The 26,014-nt window shown below is 39.9% G+C and carries 23 protein-coding genes; 7 read left to right on the plus strand and 16 right to left on the minus strand.

The genetic code is table 11. The features are described 5' to 3' along the window. Positions 1-13: 13 nt before the first annotated feature. The 5 genes from FPL17_RS07400 to aceI all read right to left on the minus strand — a co-directional run bounded on the left by FPL17_RS07400 (position 14) and on the right by aceI (position 6,778). Complete coding sequence (locus FPL17_RS07400; RefSeq protein ID WP_005152124.1) at positions 14-1,450, minus strand: adenylate/guanylate cyclase domain-containing protein; 1,437 nt, start codon at positions 1,448-1,450, stop codon at positions 14-16. Between the two features lie 51 nt (positions 1,451-1,501). After that, the gene (locus FPL17_RS07405; RefSeq protein WP_159886816.1) at positions 1,502-1,936 is read right to left on the minus strand and encodes an HIT domain-containing protein; all 435 of its coding nucleotides are present in this window, start codon (positions 1,934-1,936) and stop codon (positions 1,502-1,504) included. A gap of 194 nt (positions 1,937-2,130) precedes the next feature. Then, positions 2,131-5,592 (minus strand): transcription-repair coupling factor, encoded by a 3,462-nt coding sequence (gene mfd, locus FPL17_RS07410; protein WP_159884254.1) that lies wholly within the window; start codon positions 5,590-5,592, stop codon positions 2,131-2,133. Between the two features lie 167 nt (positions 5,593-5,759). Further along, entirely contained in the window at positions 5,760-6,155 is a 396-nt protein-coding gene (locus FPL17_RS07415; protein ID WP_159884256.1) for a tautomerase family protein, read from the minus strand. Between the two features lie 194 nt (positions 6,156-6,349). After that, positions 6,350-6,778, minus strand: a complete 429-nt coding sequence (gene aceI / locus FPL17_RS07420) for a chlorhexidine efflux PACE transporter AceI (protein WP_005189632.1) — start codon at positions 6,776-6,778, stop codon at positions 6,350-6,352. Between the two features lie 88 nt (positions 6,779-6,866). Between aceI and aceR the strand changes: the two genes are divergently transcribed. From aceR to FPL17_RS07440, 4 genes are all read left to right on the plus strand, one after another. Continuing rightward, positions 6,867-7,757: an HTH-type transcriptional regulator AceR gene (gene aceR, locus FPL17_RS07425; protein WP_151715786.1), complete on the plus strand. Its 891-nt coding sequence runs from the start codon at positions 6,867-6,869 to the stop codon at positions 7,755-7,757. Between the two features lie 114 nt (positions 7,758-7,871). Beyond that, positions 7,872-8,861 (plus strand): transaldolase, encoded by a 990-nt coding sequence (tal, locus tag FPL17_RS07430; protein ID WP_159884258.1) that lies wholly within the window; start codon positions 7,872-7,874, stop codon positions 8,859-8,861. Between the two features lie 72 nt (positions 8,862-8,933). Then, positions 8,934-9,584 (plus strand): leucine efflux protein LeuE, encoded by a 651-nt coding sequence (gene leuE, locus FPL17_RS07435; protein ID WP_005211719.1) that lies wholly within the window; start codon positions 8,934-8,936, stop codon positions 9,582-9,584. Between the two features lie 109 nt (positions 9,585-9,693). Next, positions 9,694-10,872: a benzoate/H(+) symporter BenE family transporter gene (locus tag FPL17_RS07440; RefSeq protein WP_151715784.1), complete on the plus strand. Its 1,179-nt coding sequence runs from the start codon at positions 9,694-9,696 to the stop codon at positions 10,870-10,872. Between the two features lie 35 nt (positions 10,873-10,907). On the opposite strand, the gene FPL17_RS07445 is transcribed toward FPL17_RS07440, so the two are convergent. The 6 genes from FPL17_RS07445 to pepN all read right to left on the minus strand — a co-directional run bounded on the left by FPL17_RS07445 (position 10,908) and on the right by pepN (position 18,544). Then, positions 10,908-12,740, minus strand: coding sequence for a monovalent cation:proton antiporter-2 (CPA2) family protein (locus tag FPL17_RS07445; protein ID WP_151715783.1), 1,833 nt, complete (start codon positions 12,738-12,740; stop codon positions 10,908-10,910). Positions 12,741-12,855: 115 nt separating this feature from the next. Beyond that, positions 12,856-13,575 carry an MgtC/SapB family protein gene (locus FPL17_RS07450; protein ID WP_159884260.1) on the minus strand — a complete coding sequence of 240 codons (720 nt, stop codon included), beginning with the start codon at positions 13,573-13,575 and terminating at the stop codon, positions 12,856-12,858. A 56-nt stretch (positions 13,576-13,631) separates the two neighbouring features. Then, positions 13,632-14,324: a hypothetical protein gene (locus tag FPL17_RS07455; protein ID WP_159884262.1), complete on the minus strand. Its 693-nt coding sequence runs from the start codon at positions 14,322-14,324 to the stop codon at positions 13,632-13,634. Between the two features lie 310 nt (positions 14,325-14,634). Further along, on the minus strand, positions 14,635-15,072 hold the full coding sequence (locus FPL17_RS07460) for an RDD family protein (protein ID WP_004808009.1): 438 nt from the start codon (positions 15,070-15,072) through the stop codon (positions 14,635-14,637). Positions 15,073-15,139: 67 nt separating this feature from the next. Continuing rightward, positions 15,140-15,826, minus strand: coding sequence for a dienelactone hydrolase family protein (locus FPL17_RS07465; RefSeq protein ID WP_159884264.1), 687 nt, complete (start codon positions 15,824-15,826; stop codon positions 15,140-15,142). Positions 15,827-15,937: 111 nt separating this feature from the next. Beyond that, positions 15,938-18,544 (minus strand): aminopeptidase N, encoded by a 2,607-nt coding sequence (pepN, locus tag FPL17_RS07470; RefSeq protein WP_159884266.1) that lies wholly within the window; start codon positions 18,542-18,544, stop codon positions 15,938-15,940. Positions 18,545-18,977: 433 nt separating this feature from the next. On the opposite strand from pepN, the gene FPL17_RS07475 reads away from it, so the two are divergent. Next, entirely contained in the window at positions 18,978-19,235 is a 258-nt protein-coding gene (locus FPL17_RS07475) for a hypothetical protein (RefSeq protein ID WP_004652954.1), read from the plus strand. A gap of 57 nt (positions 19,236-19,292) precedes the next feature. Here FPL17_RS07475 and FPL17_RS07480 read toward each other — a convergent pair whose 3' ends face one another. Continuing rightward, positions 19,293-19,766: a DUF2147 domain-containing protein gene (locus FPL17_RS07480; RefSeq protein ID WP_005189664.1), complete on the minus strand. Its 474-nt coding sequence runs from the start codon at positions 19,764-19,766 to the stop codon at positions 19,293-19,295. Positions 19,767-19,983: 217 nt separating this feature from the next. Next, positions 19,984-20,460, minus strand: a complete 477-nt coding sequence (locus tag FPL17_RS07485; RefSeq protein WP_005189667.1) for a DUF2147 domain-containing protein — start codon at positions 20,458-20,460, stop codon at positions 19,984-19,986. A gap of 383 nt (positions 20,461-20,843) precedes the next feature. Between FPL17_RS07485 and FPL17_RS07490 the strand changes: the two genes are divergently transcribed. Both FPL17_RS07490 and thiM read left to right on the plus strand, forming a co-directional pair. Next, the gene (locus FPL17_RS07490) at positions 20,844-22,004 is read left to right on the plus strand and encodes a hypothetical protein (RefSeq protein ID WP_159884268.1); all 1,161 of its coding nucleotides are present in this window, start codon (positions 20,844-20,846) and stop codon (positions 22,002-22,004) included. 39 nt (positions 22,005-22,043) lie between these two features. Then, a complete protein-coding gene (thiM, locus tag FPL17_RS07495) occupies positions 22,044-22,859 on the plus strand; it encodes a hydroxyethylthiazole kinase (RefSeq protein ID WP_159884270.1) in 816 nt (271 codons plus the stop codon). A gap of 26 nt (positions 22,860-22,885) precedes the next feature. Here thiM and FPL17_RS07500 read toward each other — a convergent pair whose 3' ends face one another. From FPL17_RS07500 to FPL17_RS07510, 3 genes are all read right to left on the minus strand, one after another. Further along, on the minus strand, positions 22,886-23,737 hold the full coding sequence (locus FPL17_RS07500; RefSeq protein ID WP_159884272.1) for an AraC family transcriptional regulator: 852 nt from the start codon (positions 23,735-23,737) through the stop codon (positions 22,886-22,888). Positions 23,738-23,812: 75 nt separating this feature from the next. Then, positions 23,813-24,181, minus strand: coding sequence for a 5-carboxymethyl-2-hydroxymuconate Delta-isomerase (locus FPL17_RS07505; protein ID WP_159884274.1), 369 nt, complete (start codon positions 24,179-24,181; stop codon positions 23,813-23,815). 11 nt (positions 24,182-24,192) lie between these two features. After that, on the minus strand, positions 24,193-25,905 hold the full coding sequence (locus FPL17_RS07510; RefSeq protein WP_159884276.1) for an AAA family ATPase: 1,713 nt from the start codon (positions 25,903-25,905) through the stop codon (positions 24,193-24,195). Positions 25,906-26,014: the final 109 nt, after the last annotated feature.

Raw genomic sequence — 26,014 nt, forward strand, 5'->3', positions numbered from 1 at the left:
GTGCACGCTTTGATTATCTGACTTCATCATCCAAAGTCAGTTTTGGGATGCCCTGTGCATTGGTAATTTTTTGCTGGGTCTTGATCCGCTGAACCATATTTTCCAAGATTTCTACCAGTTCAGGATATTCATAGTTCTGCACTTCTTCCAAATTTAAGACCAAATGGAAGCCTTTATAATCGAAATCAAACCATTTTTGCGTATCTGATTTCTTACCTGTGAATTTCTCCATCACTTGCCAAGTTTTAACAGGACCTTGAATGCCTTTTAAATAGATTGGCACTTTAGGTACACATAAAAACTCATTCTTGATCAGTTGATGCGTGTCATCGGCAATCAGGATTTCATCAACTTCAGCTGCAGACTGCAAACGTGCCGCCAAATTTACATCACGACCAACAATGGTATAGGCCATACGATGAGAAGCACCATAGTTCCCGACGTGGCAATAACCTGTACTAATGCCCATACGGATATGCAAAGCGGGATAACCCATTTTCTTCCAGCGTTCACGTAATAATTTCATTTGTTGACGCATCGCAATCGCCATTTCTACGCAAGATTTTGCATCTTGCTCAACGCCTTGCGAATTTGGATCACCAAAGAAAATAAGAATCGCATCACCCATAAACTTGTCGACTGTCGCTTCATACTGTTTTGCAATTTCAGTCATATGACTCAAATAATCATTCAACAGGAAAGCTAAATCGTCTGGGATTAAGGTTTCAGAAAGCTCGGTAAAACCTTGAATATCCGAGAAGAAAATGGTTAGTTTTTTACGCTTATATTCAATTTTTGCCTCTGCCTCACCACGCATGATTGACTGCCATAACTGCAGTGGTGCATAACGGCTAAGCTGATTTGCAAAAGCGATATAACGCGTCATTTGATTATGATAATGCTGACGTTGCTGACCCAGAATATTTAAACGACGGTGCTGATAATAGTTACCAATCACGATAAACATCATCAAACCAAGCAAACTAACGACTGTTAATTCAGGATTGGTTGGTTCGAAATATTCTTCCGCACCAAAAATCACAAAAGTACTGAAATAGAAAACAATGACGCCAATCAAACCGATTAAACAAGAGACTGGCAGAGAAATTTTATTGTTCAATCCCACATAGAGCAATCCAAATAGAATCGTAAAGGTGGGAACTAAACTAAGATGCAATGCAGCGAGAACCAGCGCAATGATCACTGCCTCATTGCCGAAAAGAACATTTTTTTCTATTTTTTTATCAAATTTATATTGCAGCCATTTTTCTAAACGGGGACAAAGCAGAAAATAAATAAGTAATAAAGGAAGAAGGTAGAGTTGATAGCTAGCACTGGTTGAGGTAAATGTATAAATTACCAGAATTAGTGACAGAATCGAATATCCCATCAAACGATGAAAATAAGCAAACTGTCTAGGTTCTTTATCAATCAACCTATCTAGTGGCACTCTATCCTCCTTTTTTTATTATAGAATACTGTATTTATTCTATTTTCTGGATCAGTCCATACGCCAATCAAATGGCATATCACCCTGTCCACGCAATGCTAGCATTAACGTTTGACGCATGTGTGCAAGTACTTCATTGCTATATGGTACAGCTAGTGTTCCCCACACTGGCTTAGGCCATGCAACATCATTTTGATAACGTACTACATGATGAAAATGAAGCTGAGGAACAACATTTCCTAAAGCCGCAACATTCATCTTGTCAGCACGGAACACACGTGAAAGTTGGCTTGATAACCAGCTTGATTCACGTAAAAACTGTTCTTGGTCTGCTTGGCTTAATTCATATAATTCTGTTACGCCCGGTACACGTGGTACAAGGATCAACCATGGAAATTGCATATCATTCATTAAACGACATGTTGAAAGCGGGAAATCGCCTACAAAAAATGTATCTTGAGCAAGTTGTGGATGCAAACTAAACATATCTTTATAATGATGCAAAATAATGATGATCAATACTATCACATCAGTTTTGATGTGAATATTATTAGTAACCCGTTTGATTACAAATAACAATGATTTTCCTCATTTATTGCATGAACATCTGATCAAAAACATCAAGATGTCATGCAAAAAACAGAACCTGCTCAATTAACCATCACTTTATAATGTTCAGACTATCGATCTAGCTCACTCAAAAGCTTATTCAACAGATCAACAATGAACTGTATTCGTTTGTCATATTCAGCTAATTGCACCATCACTTTTAGACGTTGCCCACCTTCCATTCGATAATAGGTTGGATTCTTCTGCATCAATTGAATAATACTCAACGCTTGTACAGGTGTATCTGGGGCAAATTCGATATAGCCACCATTACTGTTGATATCAATTTTGGTGATTCCAAGTTGCTCTGCACGCAAACGTAACTGATGCACACTAAATAATTGCTTCACAGGTTGTGGCGGAATACCAAAACGGTCGATCAACTCCATACGGATATTATCCAGTTTTTCTTGTGTATCGGTACCACTGATGCGTTTATAGAACAACAGACGTTGATGTACATCACCTAAATAGTCATCAGGAATCAAGGCTGGCATGTGCAAATTAATTTCGGCAGTCAATGACAAAGGTGCATCAAAGTTTGGTGTTTTACCTTTTTGAATCGCCTTGGTTGCTTTCTCTAACATCTCCATATAAAGGCTATAACCAATCGCCTGCATTGAGCCACTTTGCTGTTCACCGAGTAATTCACCCGCGCCTCGAATCTCCAAATCTTCGGTTGCTAGCATGAAACCAGCCCCCAAAGTCGAAGCACGTTGAATAGCATCGAGACGTTTTTCGGCATCACCTTTGAGATGCTTAATCGACGGTACCAATAAATAGGCATAGGCTTGATGATGCGAACGTCCGACACGACCACGTAATTGGTGCAGTTGCGCTAGACCCAATTTATCAGCACGTTCGATGATGATGGTATTGGCATTTGGGACATCAATACCTGTTTCGATGATGGTTGAGCACACCAACACGTTATATTCTTTGTGATAGAACTGCTGCATCACTTGCTCAAGTTCACGTTCACGCATTTGCCCATGTGCCACAGCCACCCGTGCTTCAGGGACTAAATTACGAATTGTTTCAGCGGCACGTTCAATGGTATCCACCTCATTATGCAATAGGTAAACCTGACCACCACGTAACAACTCACGCAGAATCGCTTCTTTGACTGAATCATCAGTATGTTCTTGTACAAAGGTTTTAACGGCTAAACGACGTGCTGGTGGTGTTGCAATGATCGACAGATCACGCATACCAGAGAATGCCATATTTAAAGTACGTGGAATTGGCGTCGCAGTTAGAGTCAACATATCGACATCGGCACGTAAAGCCTTGATCCGTTCTTTATCACGAACACCGAAACGGTGTTCTTCATCGACAATCATCAAACCAAGATTCTTAAACTGGATATTTTCTTGCAGAATTTTATGCGTGCCGACCACGATGTCGACTTTTCCATCTGCAAGATCTTCAATGATTTTTAAATGGGTTTTATTACTGCCAAAACGTGATAATACCTCTATACGTACTGCTGTATCGGCAAAACGATCTTTAAACGATTCATAATGTTGTTGTGCCAAAAGCGTAGTTGGAACCAATACTGCAACTTGTTTATTATTTTGCACTGCCACATATGCGGCACGCATTGCCACTTCAGTTTTACCAAAACCAACATCACCACAAACCAAGCGATCCATTGGCTTAGCAAGTTGCATATCGTGCAGTGTTGCATCAATCGCATTGGCCTGATCCAGTGTTTCCTCATAAGCAAAACCACTGGCGAATTGCATATAGCCCGTATGATTCAGTTCAAAGGCAAAACCAGGTTTAGATTGGCGACGTGCTTGGATATGCAATAACTCTGCAGCAACGTCATGGATTTGTTCTAAAGCTTTACGTTTTGCTTTGCTCCACGTATCTGTACCCAATTTATGTAATGGCGCCAGATCTGGATCCCCACCACTATAGCGACTGATCAGATGTAAATTGGTCACAGGTACATAAACTTTAGCGCCGTCAGCATAATCGAGCTGCAAGAACTCATGATCTTGTTGATCAATTTCTAGGGTAATTAAACCTGCATAACGCCCAACACCATGATCGATATGCACCACAGGTGCGCCAATACTGAGTTCAGTTAAGCTACGAACCAAGAACTCTTCAGAAACTTCTTGCTGACGTTTCCGACGACGCTGCACCACACGGTGCTCATAGAGCTGATTTTCTGAAATGACCGAAAGTTGATTGGTGAGTAATAAACCACGATCTAAAGGTGCACTGGTGATCGCAATTTGTAGCTGATCTTTTTGAAATTGAGCAAAGCTATCCACATTCTGGATATCACCCAAAATCGAACGTAACGCATCTTTCAGTGTTTCACGACGCCCCGCACTTTCAGCGACCAACAATACAGGATGCTTAACTTGGTCAATATAATGTTTAACTGCAGCAAAAGGCTGTTCTTTTTTAGGGTCAACCGCCAGTTTTGGTGGCTGTTCAGCCTTAATATTTAAGACACCCGCTTTATCATCATAGGCTTCTGCAGAAGCTAAAATTCGAGGAAATTGATTCAATGCCTGTAACACATGATTTGGCATTAAAAATAATTCTTCTGGCGGCAGAATAGGTTGATCAATGTTATGACGACGATCTTCATAACGTCGTACAACTTCTTTCCAGAAATTGATTAAATCGTTCTCAATTTCATTATTTGTAATGACAACGCAATTATTTGGTAAGTATGTCGTAAGCATACTTTGTGTTTCCATCACCTTCTTTTCAAAGAATAAAGGTAAATAGAACTCCAAACCAGGTGTGGCAATTCCTTCTAACACATCTTGATAAATTGGATTTTTCTTGGGATTTGCAGTTGGAAAGCTTTCTGCATAACGATCTCTAAAGGTAGAACGCCCTTCTTTGAGTGGAAACTCCTTTGCAGGCAACACCGTAAAGTTTTTTAATGATTCTGTGGTTCTTTGCGTCTCTGGATCGAAGAATTTTAAACTTTCAATTTCATCATCAAATAAATCAATTCGAATCGGTTGATCTTGCCCCGATGCATAAATATCCATGATGCTACCGCGAACAGCAAACTCGCCATGATCATAAACTGTATCTACCAAGCGATAACCCGCTTGTACCAATTGCTTTTTCTGTACTTCTAAGTCAAGTCTTTGACCGACCTTAATATCAAAATGTTCACCCACCACCCATGAATATGGAGCAACGCGCTGCGCCAAGGTACTGGCAGAAACCAACAAAATACCCTTTTGAGGCATATTCGATAAGATTGCCAAACGCTCAGAGACGATATCTTGATGCGGAGACAAACGGTCATAGGGCAAGATTTCCCAATCAGGGAAAATTACAGGTTTGATTCCGTAGAATTCCAGTTCACTTTCCAACTGAGCAAGATGTTGATTATTTCTTGCAACAATGACGTATAAATTGGAACTTTGAGTGGCAATTTCTTTGAATAATAGTGCCGCTGATGATCCAAGTAAGGAACCGATCCAGCGTTTGTCACCCGCTTTGAATTGTTGTAGGTTTAATTGAGAGATTTCTTGTTGAAACATAGAGAAAATCGTGCAATCTAAAAAGATAAGTCCCCTATTTTAGCATGATGTTTTTTAGATAAAGAAGAAATTCGCCTTTTGATTAATATCATTTAATTTTACTTAGGCTATTTTTCTATTCAAAGAAAAGAAAGCCCTGACAGAGCTTTCTTTTCAATAATCATATTTTATACGTCTATTTTAAACCCGACGTTGACATCACAGGCTGCCTGCCCACCACGAATACCAAAATTCTCTGAAGGCAGTTCTCTTAACATGATTTTAATATGATCTTTAGGGATGCCCATCGGCTCAAGGTTAGCCACAATCAATTTATAAAGCTGTCGTTTTGCATCTAAGGAACGCCCAAGAAAAGCGTCAATGCTAATTAATGTATAACACTCGGGTTTTTCTTTTTCAGGTGGACATTGGAATCGATGTGGCTCATGTACAATCAGTCGTACATTGCGATCACTGGGCATAATTTTAAACGCCCCTCTAAGTGCCGCATGAACCGCCTCCATAATCCCAAGTTCTACATCTATTGTATATTGTTGCCTGACTTCGATAAGCACACTCGGCATTTTTTATTCTCCTACACTCTAGCGCGATGAAATCTTTATCTTTTTACTATTTTTCTAAAACCTTCTCTTTCGATATTAAATAAACTTTATGCTTCTGACTTTATCAATACTGTAATCAAACCACCCTAATTTGATAAAAATAAAAAAAGCATTCTTCAGAAAATTCCGAAGAATGCTTTTCTATTAGCTAATATTTAAGATGCTAATTTTGCATTTGGAAAGAAACGGCCTTCCACAATGTCATAACACCATTGGAAGATGAATGTATAAATCAAAATACACATTGTCAAACCAAAATCTAGAATCAAGGCCTCAATAAAGCTCATGTTCATTAAATATGCGATAATTGGGATTGTCGCGAGCATCAAGCCGCCTTCAAATCCAATCGCATGCAGAATACGTACAGGAATCGTTCTTTCCCACTGATATTTATACTCAATTTTTTCAAAGTAATGGTTAAAGATCATATTCCAGAATACAGAAATAACAGCCATGATCGTACCGAGGATACCTGTTACTTCAAGTGGCATACTAAAAATAAAACTTAACGCAATTGCGATGATGACCAATAAAATCACTTCATAGCTAATTGCATGAACGAGTCTTCTTTTGGAAATCAACATTTCTATAACACTCTGTTGTTTGGATAGTCGCTATTTTATTTTTATAATATTGATCAATCCAATCAGGTTCTTTCAGTTTTTTTGACAGATGAATATTAATCAAGAACAATTACTCATGTTTCAAACCGTGATTGAAACAGGCTCTTTTTCTGCTGCGGCACGCAAGTTAGGCAAGGTCCCTTCTGCGGTCAGTATGTCCATTGCCAATTTAGAAATTGATCTCAATCTCAATTTATTTGAAAGGATTGGACGTGAACCCATTCCAACAGCTGCAGCAATGGTGCTGTATGAGAAAACTCAGCAACTGTTGATCGAAATGAATCAATGGAAACAACATGCCCATGCCTTAAGCACTGGACTTGAATCTACGCTGAATATTGTAGTGGTTTCTGAACTATTACACACCAACTGGACGGATTACATCACCCTGCTCGGGCAACACTTTCCAAATCTTGCCATCAACATCTTCTCTGCACCACAAGAAGATGCCCTACAGATGTTGCTTGATCAATCAGCCCAACTCGCTCTAATGTTTGAACGAGAGCAATTGGATAGCCGAGAACAATTTGTTGAGTTAAAGCGAGAAGCCTTGGTTCCCGTGATTGCTAAAAACCATCCTTTAGCTCAACTTGATCAAGTTTCATTTGAGCAAATGGTACAGACACGGCAAATCGTTGTGGCTAGCCGTGATAACACCATCAAACCCGAACTGCTTTATTCAAAAGACTATTGGCGAACAGATAACCATCACTCTGCAAGTATGATGATTGTTCGCAATTTAGGTTGGGGAGTTCTTCCTTTAGAAATGTTTAATGAAAACCCAGAGCTTAAGAAAAAGTTAAAAATCTTAGAGCTTTATGATTTCACACCAAAATTTGAATACTATGTTGATCTGGTGTGGAGTCGAGAAAGTGAGTTAGGTGCTGCAGCGAGATTCCTGATTGATCATATTCGTAAACAGCGTCAACATGCTCAGTAATATAAAGATAACCTTAAGGAATCACTCCACCAACAAAAGCGATGCTTTGCTTTCGTCTGGATTGTGTTATAAAAGAAATTACCAATAATATTGTTTATTAAGAACGCGATATCAATGACTCAGAACGCATTACACCAATTAAAAAATTTAACCACAGTTGTTGCCGATAGTAGTGATCTAGAAGCGATTGAAAAATTTCGCCCATTAGATGCAACAACGAACCCATCCCTGATTACTGCTGCTGCTGAACAACCAGAAAGCAAAGAATTGATTGAAGATGCATATACTCAAGCAAAGCAGGAAGGTTATCAAAGTGATGAGTTGATTGAACGCACCATTGATATTCTGACGGTGAAGTTTGGTGTTGAGATTTTAAAATTGATCGATGGGCGTGTATCCACTGAAGTCGATGCTTCATTATCTTATGACACTGAAGCAACCATTGCCAAAGCTCGTGAGTTGTCCAAACTTTATCAGGGTTATGGCATTGAACAATCTCGTATCCTGATTAAGATCGCATCTACCTGGGAAGGTATCCAAGCTGCAAAAGTTTTAGAGGCTGAAGGTATTCCATGTAACCTGACTTTATTGTTTGGCTTACATCAAGCACAGGCTTGTGCTGATGCAAAAATAACGCTTATCTCGCCTTTCGTAGGTCGTATCTTAGATTGGTATAAAAAAGCTGAAGGCGTTGAGCAATATCCGATTGCCAAAGATCCAGGCGTACTTTCTGTGAAAAAGATTTATAACTACTACAAGCAAAATGGCATCGCAACGCAAGTGATGGGTGCTAGCTTCCGTAGTACTGCACAAGTACTTGGTCTCGCGGGTTGTGACTTACTCACCATTGCTCCAAATCTATTGGCCCAGTTGGAACAAGATCAACAAGTGATTGAAGCACAGCTTAGTGTTGAATCTGCCCAACAAGCTGAAAAAATAGAACGCGCTGCACAAAGTAAAGAAAGTTTCAAAGCTGAACTTGAGCAAGATTTGATGGCATTCCAATTACTGCAAGGCGGTATTGATGGTTTTATCAAGGCACGCGACCAGCTCAGTTTATTACTGCGTCAATCTTTTGGTATTGATGCTGAAATCAAACCATAATTAGTCGATTTTTCACCTATAAAAACCGATTTTTGCTATATTAGCGAAAATCGGTTTTTTAATGAGTTCACTGTGTTCGGCATAACAGATTTAACCACATATATTATTGGTACAATCTTAATTGTGTTATTACCCGGTCCGAACTCGTTATATGTCATGTCCGTGGCATCTCGTTATGGTATTCGCACAGGTTATGCTGCAGCTTGTGGGGTATTTACTGGGGATTCGATTTTAATTCTGTGTACGGTCTTAGGCGCAGCTTCTTTACTCAAAGCCTTCCCGATTCTGTTTATTATTCTCAAATTAACTGGTGCTTGTTATCTCGCTTACTTGGGCTTTAAGTTATTACAAGGTGCTTATCAAACATGGAATAAACCACCTCATCATGCTGAGTTAGCCGATCTGCCTAAACTTGATCAAGTACATCCATACCGTACAGCACTCAGTATCAGTCTACTTAATCCTAAAGCAATCTTATTTTTCCTTTCTTTCTTTGTACAGTTTGTAGAACCTGACTATGCCTACCCCGCAATTAGCTTTTTAATGTTAGCGCTGATTGTCCAGATTGTAAGTTTTAGCTATTTAACTGCCCTGATTTTTTCAGGGGTAAAACTTGCAGGCTTTTTCAAACATAATTATAAATTGGCAGCGGCAGGAATTTGTCTGGTTGGAATCTTATTCTTTGGTTTCGGTTTAAGACTGGCGACTTCAACTTTAACCTAGTACAGTTTTTTGATTGAATGATCAATTTATTCAATCATTTTAGAACTACGATTTAAGACGCATTAACGATATACTTTTCAACAAATTTTAATCAAGTATAGATGCATAGATGCAACGTCTCATCCAAGATTTCTCAATTCCTGCCGTTTTTGCTGGCTTTATTACCTTCCTTATCGGGATTAGTGTTTCCGCAATCTTGGTAATCCAAGGCGCCCAGTCTTTAGGTGCAAATACAGCACAAATCAGTTCTTGGTTTTGGGCATTGGGACTTGCGATTGGTTTATCAGGTTTAATTCTGTCTTGGAAATACAAATACCCTGTTGCCACCGCATGGTCGACACCAGGGATTGCATTGATCATTGCCTCAACTGGACATTATGATCTCTATGAGGCGATCGGTGCTTTCCTCATCTGTGGTATTGCTATTGCCATTGTTGGCTTTTCAGGCATTTTCCAGAAGTTATTGGCACATATCCCACAAAGCTTAACCTGTGCCATGCTGGCAGGGATCTTATTAAAATTTGGTATTCAGATTTTTAGCAGCTTAGAAAGCCATCTTGGTTTCGTACTAAGTATGTTGGTGATTTACCTTGTTTCTAAACGCTTATTTCCACGATACAGTATTGTGCTGACCGTGATTTTAGGTGCTGTCATTTGTCCATTGTTTATTGACTTTAAATTACAAGCAATCTCATGGTCACTGACTCAACCCATTTGGATGCAACCCTCATTCTCATGGTCCGCATTACTAGGGTTAGCCTTACCCTTGTTTGTGATTAATATGACTTCGCAAAACCTACCTGGTATTGCCATGATCAAAAGCTATGGCTATCACCCGCATGTCAATCAATTGGTCGGTTGGACAGGTGTTGCTCATGCTGCTTTTGCGCCTTTCGGCTGTTTCTCAATCAATTTAGCAGCAATTAGTGCTGCTGTCAGCTTAGATGATCAAGTTCACCCTGACCCAAGTAAACGTTATATTGCAGGTATTAGCTGTGGTCTGTTCTATATCATAATGGGGCTTTTTGCGGCAACTTTAGTTAGCCTACTGATGTCATTCCCACAGATCTTTATTGTGGCACTTGCTGGGATCGCTTTATTTGCGACAATTAGCCATAACATTGCAGTTGCTTTCTCAAATGTCGAAGAACGTGAAGCTGCGCTACTCACCTTTTTATGCAGTGCTTCTGGTGTCCAATTCTGGGGCATTGGCTCAGCGTTTTGGGGTTTATTACTAGGTATCTTCGTACTGATCTTATTTAGATTTAAAGCAAAAAATAAGCCTTAGATTGACCAAGGCTTATTGGGCAATAGAGTCAGTTGTTACTTTTCCTCTAGATCCTTTTGTGCTTCTTCATCATTTAAAATACGTGCTGCTTTTTTAGGACGAATTAATGGCGCTGTTGGACGCGGATGTGAATGTGTATATTGTAAGCCTACACCTGCATAGACATCATCCGCAGCGATTTCTGTTTCAAAACGCTCATCATCACGATCACGAATTTCATCCGTAATGCGTTGTACTTCGTCTTCATCAACGCCTAATTCTTGCAAGATCACGCCGCCAAATTTAATCGCAGACTCGAAGGTTTCTCGAATCATATAATCCACTTTATGCTTCACTAAATAGAGCGAATGTTCACGGTCATAAGAACGAACCAACAGTTTTGCTAATGGAAATTCATGGGTGACCAACTCGACAATCCGATTGGTGGTTTCTTTACTGTCTACGCAAACGACGATGGCTTGAGCGGAAGATGCACCCGAAGCATGCAGAATATCTAAACGACAACCATCACCATAATAAATTTTAAAGCCAAATTTCTCGGCGTTTTGAATCATGTCGATGTCATTATCAATGATGGTGACATCGACACCTCTTGCCAAAAGTAATTGACTGGTCACTTGACCAAAACGGCCAAAACCAATCATTAGCACACTACCGCTCAAACCTTCGGCAATGTTTACATTATCCAAATTAATCTCATCTTTGGTTTCAGTAAAACGCTTAAAGATAATGCCTAAAATTGGTGTCAGGACCATCGACAGCACCACAATCGCTGTGAGATTTGACTTCACCGAGTTGTCAATCACTTGAGCACTGACTGCGGCTGCAAACAGGACAAAAGCGAACTCACCACCCTGCGCCATCAATAATGCTCGATCTAAGGCCTCTGTATGTGGGCTCTTGGTGACACGTGCAACGATGTAAATCATCAGGGCCTTGGCAAACATCATGGCTAAAACACCACTGACAATCAGCTGCCAGTTCTGTGCAACCACAGACAAGTCCAGTGACATTCCAACACCAAGGAAGAACAAACCCAGTAACAAACCGCGGAAGGGTTCGATATCTGCTTCGATTTGATGTCTAAAGGTTGATTCAGATAACAATACCCCTGCCAAGAAAGCACCCATTGCCATTGATAAGCCGCTGACTTGCATCAACAATGCTGCACCTAAAACAACCAGCAGCGCAGCAGCTGTCATCACCTCTCGTGCTTTTGCCGCAGCCAACAGTCTAAACAATGGATTTAATAACCAATATCCTGCGGCAATTAAGCCTGCAATCGCAATTAAGCCAATCCCGATACTTTCTAAACGAGTTGAGGTCGTCTCAACCACATGATTAGGTGCCATAAAGGCAACTATCGCCAGTAACGGCACAATCAATAAATCTTCGAATAATAAAATTGCGACAATCTTTTGGCCTTGCGGTTGAGCGATATCACCGCGATCTCCCAACAGCTGCATCACAATAGCTGTTGAGGTCAAGACAAAACCAGCCGCACCGATAAAGGCAACTTGCCAAGTAAAACCAAACAATAAGCCCACGCCAGTCAATGCCAAAGCACAGGCAACAATTTGCAAGGTGCCTAGTCCAAAGATTTCACGCCTTAAACTCCATAAATGTGAGGGCTGCATCTCCAGACCAATCACAAACAGGTACATCACAATCCCAAGTTCTGCAATGTGTAAGATCGAAGCCGAATCATGAAAAAATGCAAAACCAAATGGGCCAATAATCAGGCCTGCAATTAAATAACCAAGGACGGAACCCAAGCCAATACGTTTAAAAATTGGAACGGCAATTACAGCAGCGGCAAGCAAGACCACTGGCGCAATTAAACTGATTGAATGTGCTTCTGAACTCATACTGTTCTCATTGTTATCAAGCTGGCGTCATTTTATGTGAAACAATAGACATTTTATATATCATTAATGAGACAATGTATCCCAATGCCATGATATAGAAAAAATTTCTAATGGCTTAATTAATCGTATTTTTATCCCAAAATGCCTGTCGAATTTGCGGCATGGCATTCAGATGATTAGTAATATGCTGCGCTTCTTCTGCATCAATTGATGTGGCAATTAAAGTAACTTCAATTTCTACCTCTTTGTCACCAAAAGGGGTTACTTCAATATCTTTGGCAGGATAACTATGATGCTTTAGGGTTAAATTGAGTTCATCCATCACTGCCTTACTCTGGCTGCGATCACAAATAATATAGATGACATGTAAAACCTCGGTATCATCATCAATAGGGCGACGATCAATTGCATGTACAATCGGTCTAAGCAAAGTATTTGCAGCTAGGATAAAAGCTGTCGCCAACACAGCTTCAATAATTAAGTCTGAACCAGCAGATGCCCCCACAGCAGCTGAACACCACAAAGTAGCAGCTGTATTGAGTCCATGAATATTGCCTTCTTGGCGCATAATCACACCCGCACCCAAGAAACCAATACCTGAAACCACATAGGCAATCACGCGGACTGCACCTTCTGCACCCGTTAAATTGGTCGCAATATCGACAAAAATTGCAGCACCGACAGCCACCAAAACATTGGTTCTGAGTCCTGCCGTGCGTTGTCGATACTGACGTTCAAAGCCAATTAATGCGCCGAGAATAAAAGCAACGGACAGGCTGACCAACGTGTCAGCAATATTTGATAAATCAATATTTTGTAAAAACTTTAATTGCATCTTACACCTATTTATTTTCAATCATTTTAAGGGTGGCTAAAGTGAGTTTAAGGCAATTATGATGACGGCGTATAACTCAAACCAAGTCCAAACCAATGCTGTTTTAAACGATGTAGGCGATCGCCAAAGGAGGCTTCCAAAGTAAGGACATTGGGAATCAAACTATATTGCAACGCTGTCTGGAAAAATGGCGCTTGGCGATCTTGATTATATGTTTCAACTGTTACACCGACATGCTCGGTCAGCGTATAGGTTGAAGCAATTCCCCAGCGAACGAGACGCTCATCGGCCCGTTGATAACCGAGATTGGTATCCAATGCTAAACGTTGATCTAAAAGTTGAAAACTGACAGGAACATTCAAAAACCAGTTTAAATCCCCATGATGAGCAACATCATCACGGGATAGCTGTAAACTACTGGCAACGCCCCAGTCATTCTCCATTGGCTTTAAAATGCTTTTCGCTTGAACCGAAAAGCCATGAATCTGATCTTGATCTTTACTTGAGTGATAGCCCAAAGATACTTCTAAATTTTGATTGAGATTACAGGCAGGTACGACTTGATAAGACCAAGTGCCGTCTTTGTTATAGCTATAAGTACTTTCTAGCTGGCACTGCTGCGCTGCTGTAATAGAAATATCATCGGTGTTGATGAGTGGACCCGCCTTACTCTTTTGAGTCAGCAATAATCCACATAAAATAAATACGTTAAGAACAGCAAGCCATTGAATGGAAGCATGAAAAAACATAGGCTTCTCCCCATTTTAGGTGAGAAACTAAACAGGATGCAGTCAATACAATAAATTTTGTGGATACAGCAAAATTTTATAGGAGGGTTTAGATAATTTTTAGCAAAGCTATCTCATTGCAAGATAGCCGACCTTAATGGCTCGCTTGCTCAGTATTCGCTTTGGCTTAATCCTTTATTAAACCCGAACCTCGAACAACTTCCCATTTAGGATCTCCGTGAATAAACTCAACGGCATTATAGGACATGCGAATTGATTCACAAGCCCTATCTTATGAATTTTTTATTACATGATAAGATTTCGCTCTAAATTAAAGCTCTCTTACCACAACAGTTTTTGCCATTTTGTCGTGCCAGCCTTGCTTCTTCGCATCAAAAGCGACCCAGATTAAACCAATAAAAAAGACTAATGTTGCTGGGATATAACCAATGTAGCGAATGATAGCCTGCCCGACAGTCACATTTTCACCCGTTTTTTCATCCAGCACTTTTAATCGAAGCAGACGCTTACCCGGTGTTCCTGCAAATTTAATCCAGCAGAAAATATAAAAGACTGCGGCGAGAATTTGCCAAATCCAATCTGCCGTAGACATAAATTGGAATGATGAAAAACCATCAGAAGCAACTGTGGTATTGCCGCCTCCAAAAATCATGGTCAATGGAATCATGGCAACCATCACAATGATTGAATCAATAATCGCGGCACCGAAACGTATCCAGAAGCCCGCATATGCGTATTGTTGAGACATATATTCCCCTCACTTTTTTATTTCTATAAATGAATTTCATTAAATAATAACCTGTTGTTCCAATGATTTATATTGTGTTTTGTTTTAATTCTCGCTCAAAGAAATCCACAGTCCGCTGCCACACCACTTGGGCTTCAGGCAAACCCCGACTCACGCTACGGAAGCCATGCGGCATGTTATAGGTATAAGCTTCAACCCGATCACCCAATTGCTGGATCAATTTATTACGCTTGGTTGCTGGGCAAAATGGATCTACGGTTGACCAATGTCCTTGTAATATCCGAACTTCATCCAGAGACTCTTTGTTTGGAACACCCGCCCCTTGAATCCCCAGAGAATGATGATAAACCACAGGTGCTAGCATATCTTCCCGCTTCGCCATCTGGATCACATAGCCCCCCGTTAAGCACTGCCCTAACATGCCTAAACGACCATTGGATCGAGGATCTGCCTTTAAGGCATCTAACAAGACATGAATTTCTTGATTGACTTCACTCTTCGCAGCATTGATACGGCCAGCCTTACTCACCATGGCACGAATACAATATTTGACTGCACCACCACTAAATAAATTAGGCACATAAACCAAATAACCCCGATCAGCCAAGTCTTGGGCATCTTCGCGGTAGACATCTAAAATACCAAATAACTCATGTAGCAATAATATGGCTGATGCTTTTTCCGAGCTTGATGCAGGTGCATACACTTCAACTTCAATTTGACGTGTCGGTAATGTGATTGTTTTTATTTCCATTGCAGTCATCCGTTACATTCGAATGATTTCCATACTATTTCTGACAATACCAGTTGTCAAATAAAAAAGGATGTCTGACGACATCCTCTTCCTATTCATTCAATCACTAAATTAAATACTAAGTAGACTGTTCAATGTTTCTGCTACATTTTTCGATTTTACTTTAGGTTGCAATGCTTTAAGGGCTTGTTGTACCTGACTACGTTGTGGTTCAGCCAAAGTGTACCAACGTGACAGCACTTGTAATAAACGCGAACCTAAGATTGGGTTTTTCTCATCCAGATAAGTGGCAAGCTCAATGAAATGATCAACACCGAAGCTCCACGTATTAACTGGATTTGCAGCAAGTCCACCACTCACGGCACGGATACGGTTTGGTGTACCCAGATCATAATCCGCATGTTTGGTCAGATACTCAATCGTTTCCGCTGTCGCACAAGGATTTGAAGCTTGGATGCTAAACCACTGATCTAAAGACAAGGCTTCATCTTTAAAACGATTATAGAAATCTGCAAGTGCTGCTTGCGCTTGTGGTGCATCATTCCAGACTAAAACACGTAATGCGCCTAAACGCTCAGACATATTGCCTGTTTGTTGATATTGGGTATAAGCCAAATCAAACACAGACGCATCACCTTGACGAGCCAACATATTCAGAGTGATATTTTTCAATGAACGCACGCCCATTGCCAAAGAAAACTCTTTTTGCTTGTCTGGATCTAAGGCCAAATAAGTGTCTTTCCAGAATGAACCTAAATCACGTGCTAAACGATCCAGCACAGCTTCACGTTTCTCACGAATCAATTCAGGCTCATAGTCTTGATCAATACGACTGCCTAAATAGTTTTCACTTGGTACATCAAATAAACGCGATGCCAATAACGGATCTTTATTCACTAAGTCTGGCAAGGTATTTTTAATTGCCTGAATATAGGTATTTACCTTATGGTCTTCTAAAAGAATACGTTCCAATAAGGTTTGTGTCGCTTGCCATTGGTTAAAGCCATTGGTTTCGTGCTGAATCAAGAACGCAAGATCATCATCAGAATAATCAAAAACTAAATTCACAGGGGCAGAAAAATTACGTAATAACGAGGCAACAGGTTGCTCAGTCACCCCTGTAAATTCAATTGTTGCTTCATCTTGATCAAATAAGTACACGCCATCTTTGACCTCATTCACAAACAGATCAGTGCTGTGCAAGGTATATTGTTCACCTGTATTGGCATTAAATAATGCCAGAGCCACAGGAATTGGCACTGCTTTGAGGTTTGGATATTTTGGATGTGCTTTCAAGCTTTGTTTGAAGCTTAAACGGTAAGTCTGTGCAGCAGCATCATATTCACCTTGAGCTTCTAACTTTGGCGTCCCCGGTTGGTTATACCATGTGAGGAAGTTAGATAAATCAACACCCGAACCTGCACTCAATGCCGCAACCCAATCTTCAACCGTAACTGCTTGCCCATCATGACGCAGGAAATATTCATCAGTCCCTTGACGATATTTTTCTTTCCCCAATAACGTTGCCATCATGCGATTGATTTCAGCACCCTTCTCATACACTGTCGCGGTATAGAAGTTATTGATTTCAACAAAATGATCTGGACGTGGCGGATGCGATAATGGACCAGCATCTTCTGGGAATTGATGCGATTTCAATACCGCTACATCATCAATTCGTTGTACGGCTGCTGATTGTAAATCCTCAGAGAAAGACTGATCACGGAAAACCGTTAAGCCCTCTTTTAAACACAATTGGAACCAGTCACGACAGGTGATTCGGTTGCCTGTCCAGTTATGGAAATATTCATGTGCAATCACCGACTGTACTCGCATGATCGCAGCATCGGTGGTGTATTCTTCATCGGCAAGCACACAAGAAGTATTAAAGATATTTAAACCTTTGTTCTCCATTGCCCCCATATTGAACTGACTCACTGCCACGATCATATAGTTATCGAGATCGTAAGGACGACCGTAATGCTCCTCATCCCAACGCATTGAATGCTTTAGAGCTTCCATCGCGATGTGACATTTTGGAATATCTTTTTCAATCGCATAAATCTCCAAAGCAACATCACGGCCTTCAGAGGTTGTATAACGATCTTTCAATACTGCTAAATCGCCAATCACACACGCAAATAAATAGCTCGGTTTTTTGGTTGGATCTTGCCAGATCGCAAAATGACGGCCTTCTCCAGCCTCACCCGTTTCCAATAAGTTCCCGTTTGCAAGCAATACTGGATATTTCTTGTCTGCTTCTACTCGCGTGGTAAATTCAGCCAATACATCAGGACGGTCAGGATAGAAGGTAATTTTACGGAAACCTTCGGGCTCATTCTGAGTCACGAATAAATCACCCGCCTTGTATAAACCTTCAAGCTGCGTATTTGACTCAGGGTGAATCACCACTTGAATTTGCAAAATGACCTGATCTGGTGCATCTGTGATCACCAATTGCTCATCGTCTAAATCATATTGCGCTGCACTCAGGATTTGCCCATTCAGTTGAATCGACTTTAATTCAAGATCACGCCCCAAAAGCACCAAAGCACCAGTCGTTTGACGTTTCATCACTAAGGTTGAGTCAACAATCGTATGATCATCATAGACTTGAATATCTAAGTTAATTGATTCAACCAAGAAAGATGGTTTTTGATAATCTTTGAGGTAAATGGTTTGATCTGCTTGTACGGGAGGTTGTGCCGCAATATTCATCAGTATTCCTTATCTTTCATCATGTCGTTTAGATGGTCTTGTTGGCAAGACTTCTTGATTAAAGTCATTCGGTTGCACAAATCATGCCTTATTTCGCCTAAATTCTTGTGACAAATCACTTTTGTCACAAGCATCGGTGAAACTCTATCAGATCATACGCCAACTTATAAAACCTGTCTTTACGGCTCGGTATCAGTTTTAATAATTTTATTGGGTTTACTATTCAGGTTTTCAAATTTGATCTGCAAATTGCCCGATCATTTAGACAAAATTACAACATCGTTTTCCAATCTTAAATAAAAAATACAGAACCAATTGCGTTCTATCGCGCAACTTACATTTTTTTCCTGAGTTTTACATTTTGTGCACGGTTATTGCTTAACCCTATATGCCAATCTAGGTAAATACAATAAAACAAGTGAGGGTTATGACGATGGAATTAAAAGCACACCTATATCGTTTAGAAAATATCAAAGCAATCCATGATCTGGCTAAAGCTGGCGTCGATCATCATGTAATTTCAGTTTTTTTAACAGCAGAAGGAATTGAACTGACAACCTTAGAAGTGACTAATATCGTGAATACCTATGATGCACTTGGCAAAGAAAAACTGCCGAGTAAAAAAGTCCAAGCACTTATTGCAGCCAAAAAAATCGGTCAGGAGGACGAAAACTTACCATGCCCTGTTTAATCACTTACTTTAACCATAAAAAAACCTCGAAGCGAATTCGAGGTTTTTTATTTTCGATTAAGGTGTTGCATTATCAGTACGTAACCACACAACAGTGCGGCCCAGAGCTGAAACGCCCATATAGCCACGCATACGTAAACGTTTACCTTCTCCAGTCACCACGCCTTTACCTTTATAGACACGACCAGAAGTTGGTTCCAAAACACGACCATCAATATATGAATCAGGCTTATTTGGATCTTCTTTAAAGCCCGATAAGATTTCTAGTCCAAGAATTGGCTTATTGGTGTTCGGTGCTGCACATTTGGTGCAATTCGTGAGTGCAATGCCATGAGAGTTTGGATAACGATAAACAATCTTCCCATGATAACGGCCGTCATTTCCTTTACGGATTTCTACAATTGAGAGTTGTTCACCAGTACGTTCTTCGATGCTTTTCCAGTAACCTTCAATAGAAGCAGCGAAAGTCGTTGCGCTGGCACAAGCAAGAGTGAGCCCCATGATTCCATTCATGAGCATTCGATTTAGCATATTAACCCCGTCTTAAAAAAGTAACCTATTCATCTTTATAGGTTTAATGCACGGAAATTATCACACTTTTATCTAAGTTACACTGTACGCTAGCGTTCATTTGTATAAGAAATAACTGATCTAACCGCTCAATCTAACACCAACGCATATATTCTTTAGTACAAATAAAAAAGCCCAAACGAGTCGTTTAGGCTTTCTAAAAAACAATACTATTTAATTAAGGATTGGCACTATCGGTACGAATCCAGACTTGGGTACGCCCAAGCGCAGAAATCCCCATATAGCCACGCATACGTAAACGCTTACCATCAGCACTCAGTTGCGCTTTGCCCTTATAGATATTACCTGTTTTGGGTTCCAGTACGCGTCCATCAATATATTGATTTGGATTCTTCGGATCTTCTTTTAAGCCCCAAGCAATTTGTAACCCTTGAATTGGTTTGTTCTTAAATGGTTCAGGGCATTTCACACAATGCGTCAAAACCGTGCCACCACCAGGAACAGGATAGCGATATACAATTGTTCCTGTATAGGTATTATCAGGTTTCTTCTTAATTTCTACGATTGAAAGTTGCTCGCCTGTACGATCATCAATACTTTTCCAAAACCCTTCAGGTGTGGAAGCAAAACTAATTGTCGTGAACAATCCCAAGGAGATGCCCATGAATCCTTTCATGAGTGAGTTTCTTTGCATAATAAGCTCCGTAATGCAAAATCGATCCGTCTGTCATTCCATTTTTATTCTAATGCTCAGTAACAGTCAACATAGCTAAGTCATATTTAACTATCTAAAATTAAATAAAATTTTAATTAGTTCACATATTTTAATATTAATGCTTTCCACTATACGTTACAGATTTAAATCTAGGTGACAATGCGAGCAAATTTAGAAAACCCAACCTAGCCGCACATTTTAGGACATGCATAATTGCTACTGACATTTGCTTTAATTTTGATATAAATTTCATCCAATTCAGTCACATTTTGATCTTAGTTCTATTCCATCTATAAACTTTGCATCACTCTGCTAGCACAGCATGTATAATTCTCTTTTTAATGGTCATAGGTTTAATATCAATGGATTTACAGATTCTACAGAAACAGTTAGATGAAAGTAGCCATTGCCCTCTGTGCCAAGCCTCCATGTTTTGGGTTGAAGCCGAACAATACAGTCAAGAATTTCAATTTCACGAATGCAGCCACTGCCAGCATCGTGTCTTTAAAAGTGACAGCAAGCTGAATTGTCATTGCGCGCAATGTACAGCGCAACGGAAAAAACAAACCCAACAAACAATTTTGCAAGAACAACGCAAATACAAAATTAAAGACGAAGTAATTTATAGCCTGAATCAACTCAGCTTTTTACATAAATTATTCTTATTGAGTCTATTGGACAGTTATGCCCGTGAAGATGTACAACATGACGAATTGATTCATTGGAAAAATATTAAATATCATGATTTTACTCCCAACTATTTATTCCAGAACCATTTAGTCCAAGAGTTATTAAAATTAGGCGTGTTTAAGCCACAAAATGATAATTTGGAAACTGAACATTTTTATCTCAATCTCCGACTCGATGGTTATTCAGACCCGAGCCTGTTCAGTGTCACGCATCAGTTACGCCAATGGTTCTATGAAAATCTCAGTTTAGGCGTCCCATTTAAAACCACAGATGAAGTAAAAGACGTGCTTTATTTGGTGCTTTATCAAGAAATCGTACAATTTATGCAGTTTTACTGTCGTACTTGGGGCATTCAGATTGCAGGAAATCGTAGCTTCCAAGCTTTTTGCTATCGTTTAATGGAAGGCTTAGCTGTAGGCCAAATTTTTTATTTGATCCAAACCGCATTGGAATATCTCTATAAACAAAAGGCCTTACAGCCAAGAAATGATAAGTTTATCAACACCAATTTGCTGAAAAAAACACTGGAACAATATCGTGAGCGCGCACTCGCAGAACGTTGGGAAACCACTACACTACCAAGACCATACACCATCCCATTTAGTAAAATGAGTGAAGTACTGCTGTTTAAGTTTTTGGGTTATGACGAAAGTATTTTTATTCAGCCTGTTTGGAAGTCTTGGCGAAAAATCGAGCCTCGATTAAATTTTTATTCAGTTAAACGCTGTATGTATTGTGGTTCAAACGATTTAATTGTCGATTATGATGCGAAAGATTATGTCTCTTTGATCTGTCGTCGCTGCAAACATCAAGATCATTATTTCACACGCTAAAAATAGCAATATCAAAATCATACTTATGAAGGATGTGTCATGTCACACAAACAACAACTGATCGATCAAGTCATAGAAGCTTGGCGTGCTTTACAACAACAAACACCATTAGTGCAATGCATCACCAATAGTGTTGCAAACAATTATGTTGCCAATATTTTGCTTGCAGCGGGTGCTTCACCAGCCATGATCGACAACCCTTTTGAAGCAGAAGACTTTACAAAAATTAGTTCAGCTTTAAGTATTAATGTCGGTACACCCACAACAGAACAAACCCAAGCGATGTTAATTTCAGCCAAGACAGCGCATCAACATCAAGTGCCTTGGATACTTGATCCTGTGGGATATGGTCCTGTTTTAAAATGGCGAAGTAAAACTGTTGAGCAACTTTTACAATTTAAGCCGACAATCATTCGTGGTAATGCCTCAGAAATTAGTACATTGGCAGGTAGCCAAAGCCAGTCTAAAGGTGTGGATAGCACTTTAAATAGCCATGATGTCTACGCTCAAGCAAAAAGTCTGTTACAGCATTCTGAATGCATTGCCATTTCAGGTGAGTCGGATTACATCATTTCCAAGCAGTTTGATGCGGTCATTCAAGTCAATGGTGGGTGTTATTTACAACCTAAAATTACCGCAACAGGTTGTGCATTAGGCGCATTAACAGCGGCCTATCATGCAGTGAGTACAGCCAGTATTGCTGCACTGGCTTCACATATACATTTTGCCATCGCGGGTAAACTTGCATATGAACATGCGCAAACGGTGGGAAGCTTTAATGTGGCATTTTTAGATTATGTACATATGCTCGATGATAATTTAATCCAACAGTATGTGGACATTCAGATTGTATAGCTCTGCTTCGCAGCAGAGCCTCAGACTTATTTTAGTAGTAAATAAATATCTGTAATCAAATCACATTCATCTACATCATGAACAAAATTGTGATAATGAAAAAAGACAGGGAAATCTCCTACTTCTAACTCTGATTGTGGCAGCCAATCCCGATATAGATAGTAAACACTGTCTTTAATATGATCATGACTACCCAAGTGCCGAACTACAGCATATTTCCCTTTGGGGAGCATACCAGTACTTACACCATACGTATTTTCAGGAACATCCACCGTGATTGTTCCAGCAATATCGAAACGAAAATCATCACTTAAGGTTTGTTCTGGATCAGAAAATGGAATTCCATAAGTCTTGCTTTTCGCCAAGGGAGATAAGCCCGTTTCCTTGCGCCACTGAATAAACTGTGCAGCCGTTTCAAACACACGTTCTGGTGCGCCGTAGTGTGATATAAATGCAATTTTCTCTTCGGCTCTTTCTACAACATTAACGTTCATCACGATTCCTCTCTGAGGTAAAGAAAAAACAAACCTTTGATGCCAAGATAGCCAATCTGGCTGCTCTCTAAAAGCACTTGGGGTTTGATCAAATGAACGTTTAAATGCACGGCTAAATGCTTCAGGACTCTCAAAACCAGACTGCAAGGCAATATCAATGATCTTGATATCAGCAGAAAATGCCAGTTGGAATGATGCACGTTTCAATCTGGATAATTGAATAAACCTCATCAAATTCACACCGATATTTGCTAAAAAAATACGGTGGAAATGAAATTTAGATAAAGATGCAACTTGGCTTAATGTATCTAAATCAAGCTCATCATCTAAATGCTGTTGGATATATTCACATACGCGCTGCAACTTCTGATCATATAGCGTCATACATTTAACTCAATCATTTGATGAAAGTTAATTTGCCAGATTCACATCCTTTAAACTTGATCAGAATTGCGGATTTCAGTCCAAGACCGTTGCCTTAAAATAGTTTTCTTTCGGCATATCGATCACTTCGACACACAACTGTATCGGAAAGCTGACCTCAGACTGGATATAGCTTTTTTGTTCCAATCGATGCAACAATGCCGCTCCGACTGCTTGTTTTTGCTCCTGCGTTCTACCACTCAATAAATACAGTTTTAAATGAATATAAGCTTCTTCTGTCTCATTCAAACCAATTAAAAATATCTCATCTTTAAATGCACGAGATTTAATATCATTTGCGACAAATAAATCCGTTTCAATTAATGCGACATTCACATCTTTTAATAATTGATGTGGATCTAATTCAGTTAAATTAGCTGAATAGTTTGCAATTAAATGCGGCATTTTTATGGTTCCTATTCAATAAATAATAAAGCCAAACGGACTTGGTCATAAGCCATTCGCGGACTGGTGGCTTCAACGATAGGACGCAATTTTATTGAGCCGTCATCGGTAAAGTGCTCTGGATTTTTACGTTTATGCAAACGCTTATAAATCTTGCGCACTTCTTCAATCACTTCATCACCCGGGCTGGCAACCGAAATATCCAAGCCCTGCTCTTTATGCAAACGTGCCAAATGATTAATGATCGTTGCAGGCGTTAAACCACGCTCATGCGCAATATCTTCAATTTCATAGCCTTCTTCAAATAAAGTACGGGTTTCATCCAAGGTCGCTGCGGCATAATTCTGTTTTGCACCTTTGGCGATTTTCTTTTCATTACGGGCAATTTCAGTCGCATTCAGCGTGCCACCACAATGGCGAATAAAGGCATTATGCTGTGTGGTTAAATCTACATTTTCAAAGTTGACTTCCGCTTCGGTCGATAATTCCTGAAAACGGCGGTCTGCTTTAATTGCCAAACTATCCAGTTCAAGCGCCTGATCATTGAAACCAAGTAGCTTCAGTCCAGTCAGTGACTTTAAACGTGATAAAGCTACATAGCCCTGACCTTTCTCAAAAGTATGGGTGAGATTGATCTCTGCAGCTTCCAAAGTCATCCCTTGGCTTTTATGGATGGTGATTGCCCATGCCAAACGCAACGGAATCTGTTGGAAACTGGCAATTGCCTTACCCGCTTCATTTTCAATCGACCACGTTTCAGGTTCGACTAAAAATGTTGTGCCATCAGTCAACTTCACTTTAGGCAGAATGCCCTGCTTATCGTCTTCTTCAAAACCAATCACTTCACCTAAACTACCATTGATATAGCCCATATCAAAGTTGTTTTTAACAAACATCACTTTGGCATTTTTCTTTAGGGTGAGTTCTTCAGGCGCACGCACTGATGATTTTAAGGTTTCCATCAGCTTTTCATTACCATCGACAACCGCATTGAATTGATGACTTTCATTATCAATTTCATTCAGGTGCTGATAATTAATATTATCGACATCCATATTGTGTGTGTATAAACGAGTAAAGGTCTCGCCAATATCATGCTGACGTGATTGTTGTAATGCTGTGAGATGATTCGTTTGAATATTCTGTGCACGAATCGCATTGAGAATCTGATTGAGGATTTCATCATCCTGACGATGCTGTTCGGTCAAATAACAAACACGGAATTTGGCTTCAACCCAAGCATCCGACATAAAACAGAATTTATCGCGATTGCTTTCATCCTTTTTACCAACTGGCGGTAACTGGAAGAAGTCACCAGCAACAATTACTTGAATCCCACCAAAGGCTTCGTCACTTTCTTTAAAATATTTCAATACCTGATTGACCAAATTCAATTGTTTGGCATGCAGCATTGAAATCTCATCAATAATCAAGACTTGGGCATTTTCTAAATGCTCTTTTAAATATTTACGCTCTTTCATCCGTTTCAGATCATCATCAGTCAAACGGTCTTTAATACCAATTCCCGCCCAAGTATGGATAGTCATGCCATTCATATGCGTCGCCGCAATCCCTGTGGATGCAGTGATCGCAACAGGTACTTTACGCGCTTTAAGATAATGAATGTACTGATTAAGCGTATAGGTTTTTCCTGCACCTGCTGAGCCCGTTAAAAAAACATTTTCCCCAGCCTTGAGTAACTTGAGTGCAGTCTCTTGTTTCATAATTTCTTCAGTCAAAAACAACAACGCATAGCTTAACGATTTTTTATCAAAAATAAAAACGCAAATCCAATTCGCGAACGCTAGGTGTCGTATAATTACATTGACATCC

Source organism: Acinetobacter dispersus (assembly GCF_009884975.1).
In the GTDB taxonomy this organism is placed as follows: Bacteria; Pseudomonadota; Gammaproteobacteria; order Pseudomonadales; family Moraxellaceae; genus Acinetobacter; species Acinetobacter dispersus.

Coding starts and splice junctions, on each gene's coding strand:
- FPL17_RS07405 (WP_159886816.1), bottom strand. CDS start 1,936: ATGTTTAGTTTGCATCCACAACTTGCTCAAGATACATTTTTTGTAGGC.
- mfd (WP_159884254.1), bottom strand. CDS start 5,592: ATGTTTCAACAAGAAATCTCTCAATTAAACCTACAACAATTCAAAGCG.
- FPL17_RS07415 (WP_159884256.1), bottom strand. CDS start 6,155: ATGCCGAGTGTGCTTATCGAAGTCAGGCAACAATATACAATAGATGTA.
- aceI (WP_005189632.1), bottom strand. CDS start 6,778: ATGTTGATTTCCAAAAGAAGACTCGTTCATGCAATTAGCTATGAAGTG.
- aceR (WP_151715786.1), top strand. CDS start 6,867: ATGAATATTAATCAAGAACAATTACTCATGTTTCAAACCGTGATTGAA.
- tal (WP_159884258.1), top strand. CDS start 7,872: ATGACTCAGAACGCATTACACCAATTAAAAAATTTAACCACAGTTGTT.
- FPL17_RS07440 (WP_151715784.1), top strand. CDS start 9,694: ATGCAACGTCTCATCCAAGATTTCTCAATTCCTGCCGTTTTTGCTGGC.
- FPL17_RS07445 (WP_151715783.1), bottom strand. CDS start 12,740: ATGAGTTCAGAAGCACATTCAATCAGTTTAATTGCGCCAGTGGTCTTG.
- FPL17_RS07450 (WP_159884260.1), bottom strand. CDS start 13,575: ATGCAATTAAAGTTTTTACAAAATATTGATTTATCAAATATTGCTGAC.
- FPL17_RS07455 (WP_159884262.1), bottom strand. CDS start 14,324: ATGTTTTTTCATGCTTCCATTCAATGGCTTGCTGTTCTTAACGTATTT.
- FPL17_RS07460 (WP_004808009.1), bottom strand. CDS start 15,072: ATGTCTCAACAATACGCATATGCGGGCTTCTGGATACGTTTCGGTGCC.
- FPL17_RS07465 (WP_159884264.1), bottom strand. CDS start 15,826: ATGGAAATAAAAACAATCACATTACCGACACGTCAAATTGAAGTTGAA.
- pepN (WP_159884266.1), bottom strand. CDS start 18,544: ATGAATATTGCGGCACAACCTCCCGTACAAGCAGATCAAACCATTTAC.
- FPL17_RS07475 (WP_004652954.1), top strand. CDS start 18,978: ATGGAATTAAAAGCACACCTATATCGTTTAGAAAATATCAAAGCAATC.
- FPL17_RS07480 (WP_005189664.1), bottom strand. CDS start 19,766: ATGCTAAATCGAATGCTCATGAATGGAATCATGGGGCTCACTCTTGCT.
- FPL17_RS07485 (WP_005189667.1), bottom strand. CDS start 20,460: ATGCAAAGAAACTCACTCATGAAAGGATTCATGGGCATCTCCTTGGGA.
- FPL17_RS07490 (WP_159884268.1), top strand. CDS start 20,844: ATGGATTTACAGATTCTACAGAAACAGTTAGATGAAAGTAGCCATTGC.
- thiM (WP_159884270.1), top strand. CDS start 22,044: ATGTCACACAAACAACAACTGATCGATCAAGTCATAGAAGCTTGGCGT.
- FPL17_RS07500 (WP_159884272.1), bottom strand. CDS start 23,737: ATGACGCTATATGATCAGAAGTTGCAGCGCGTATGTGAATATATCCAA.
- FPL17_RS07505 (WP_159884274.1), bottom strand. CDS start 24,181: ATGCCGCATTTAATTGCAAACTATTCAGCTAATTTAACTGAATTAGAT.
- FPL17_RS07510 (WP_159884276.1), bottom strand. CDS start 25,905: ATGAAACAAGAGACTGCACTCAAGTTACTCAAGGCTGGGGAAAATGTT.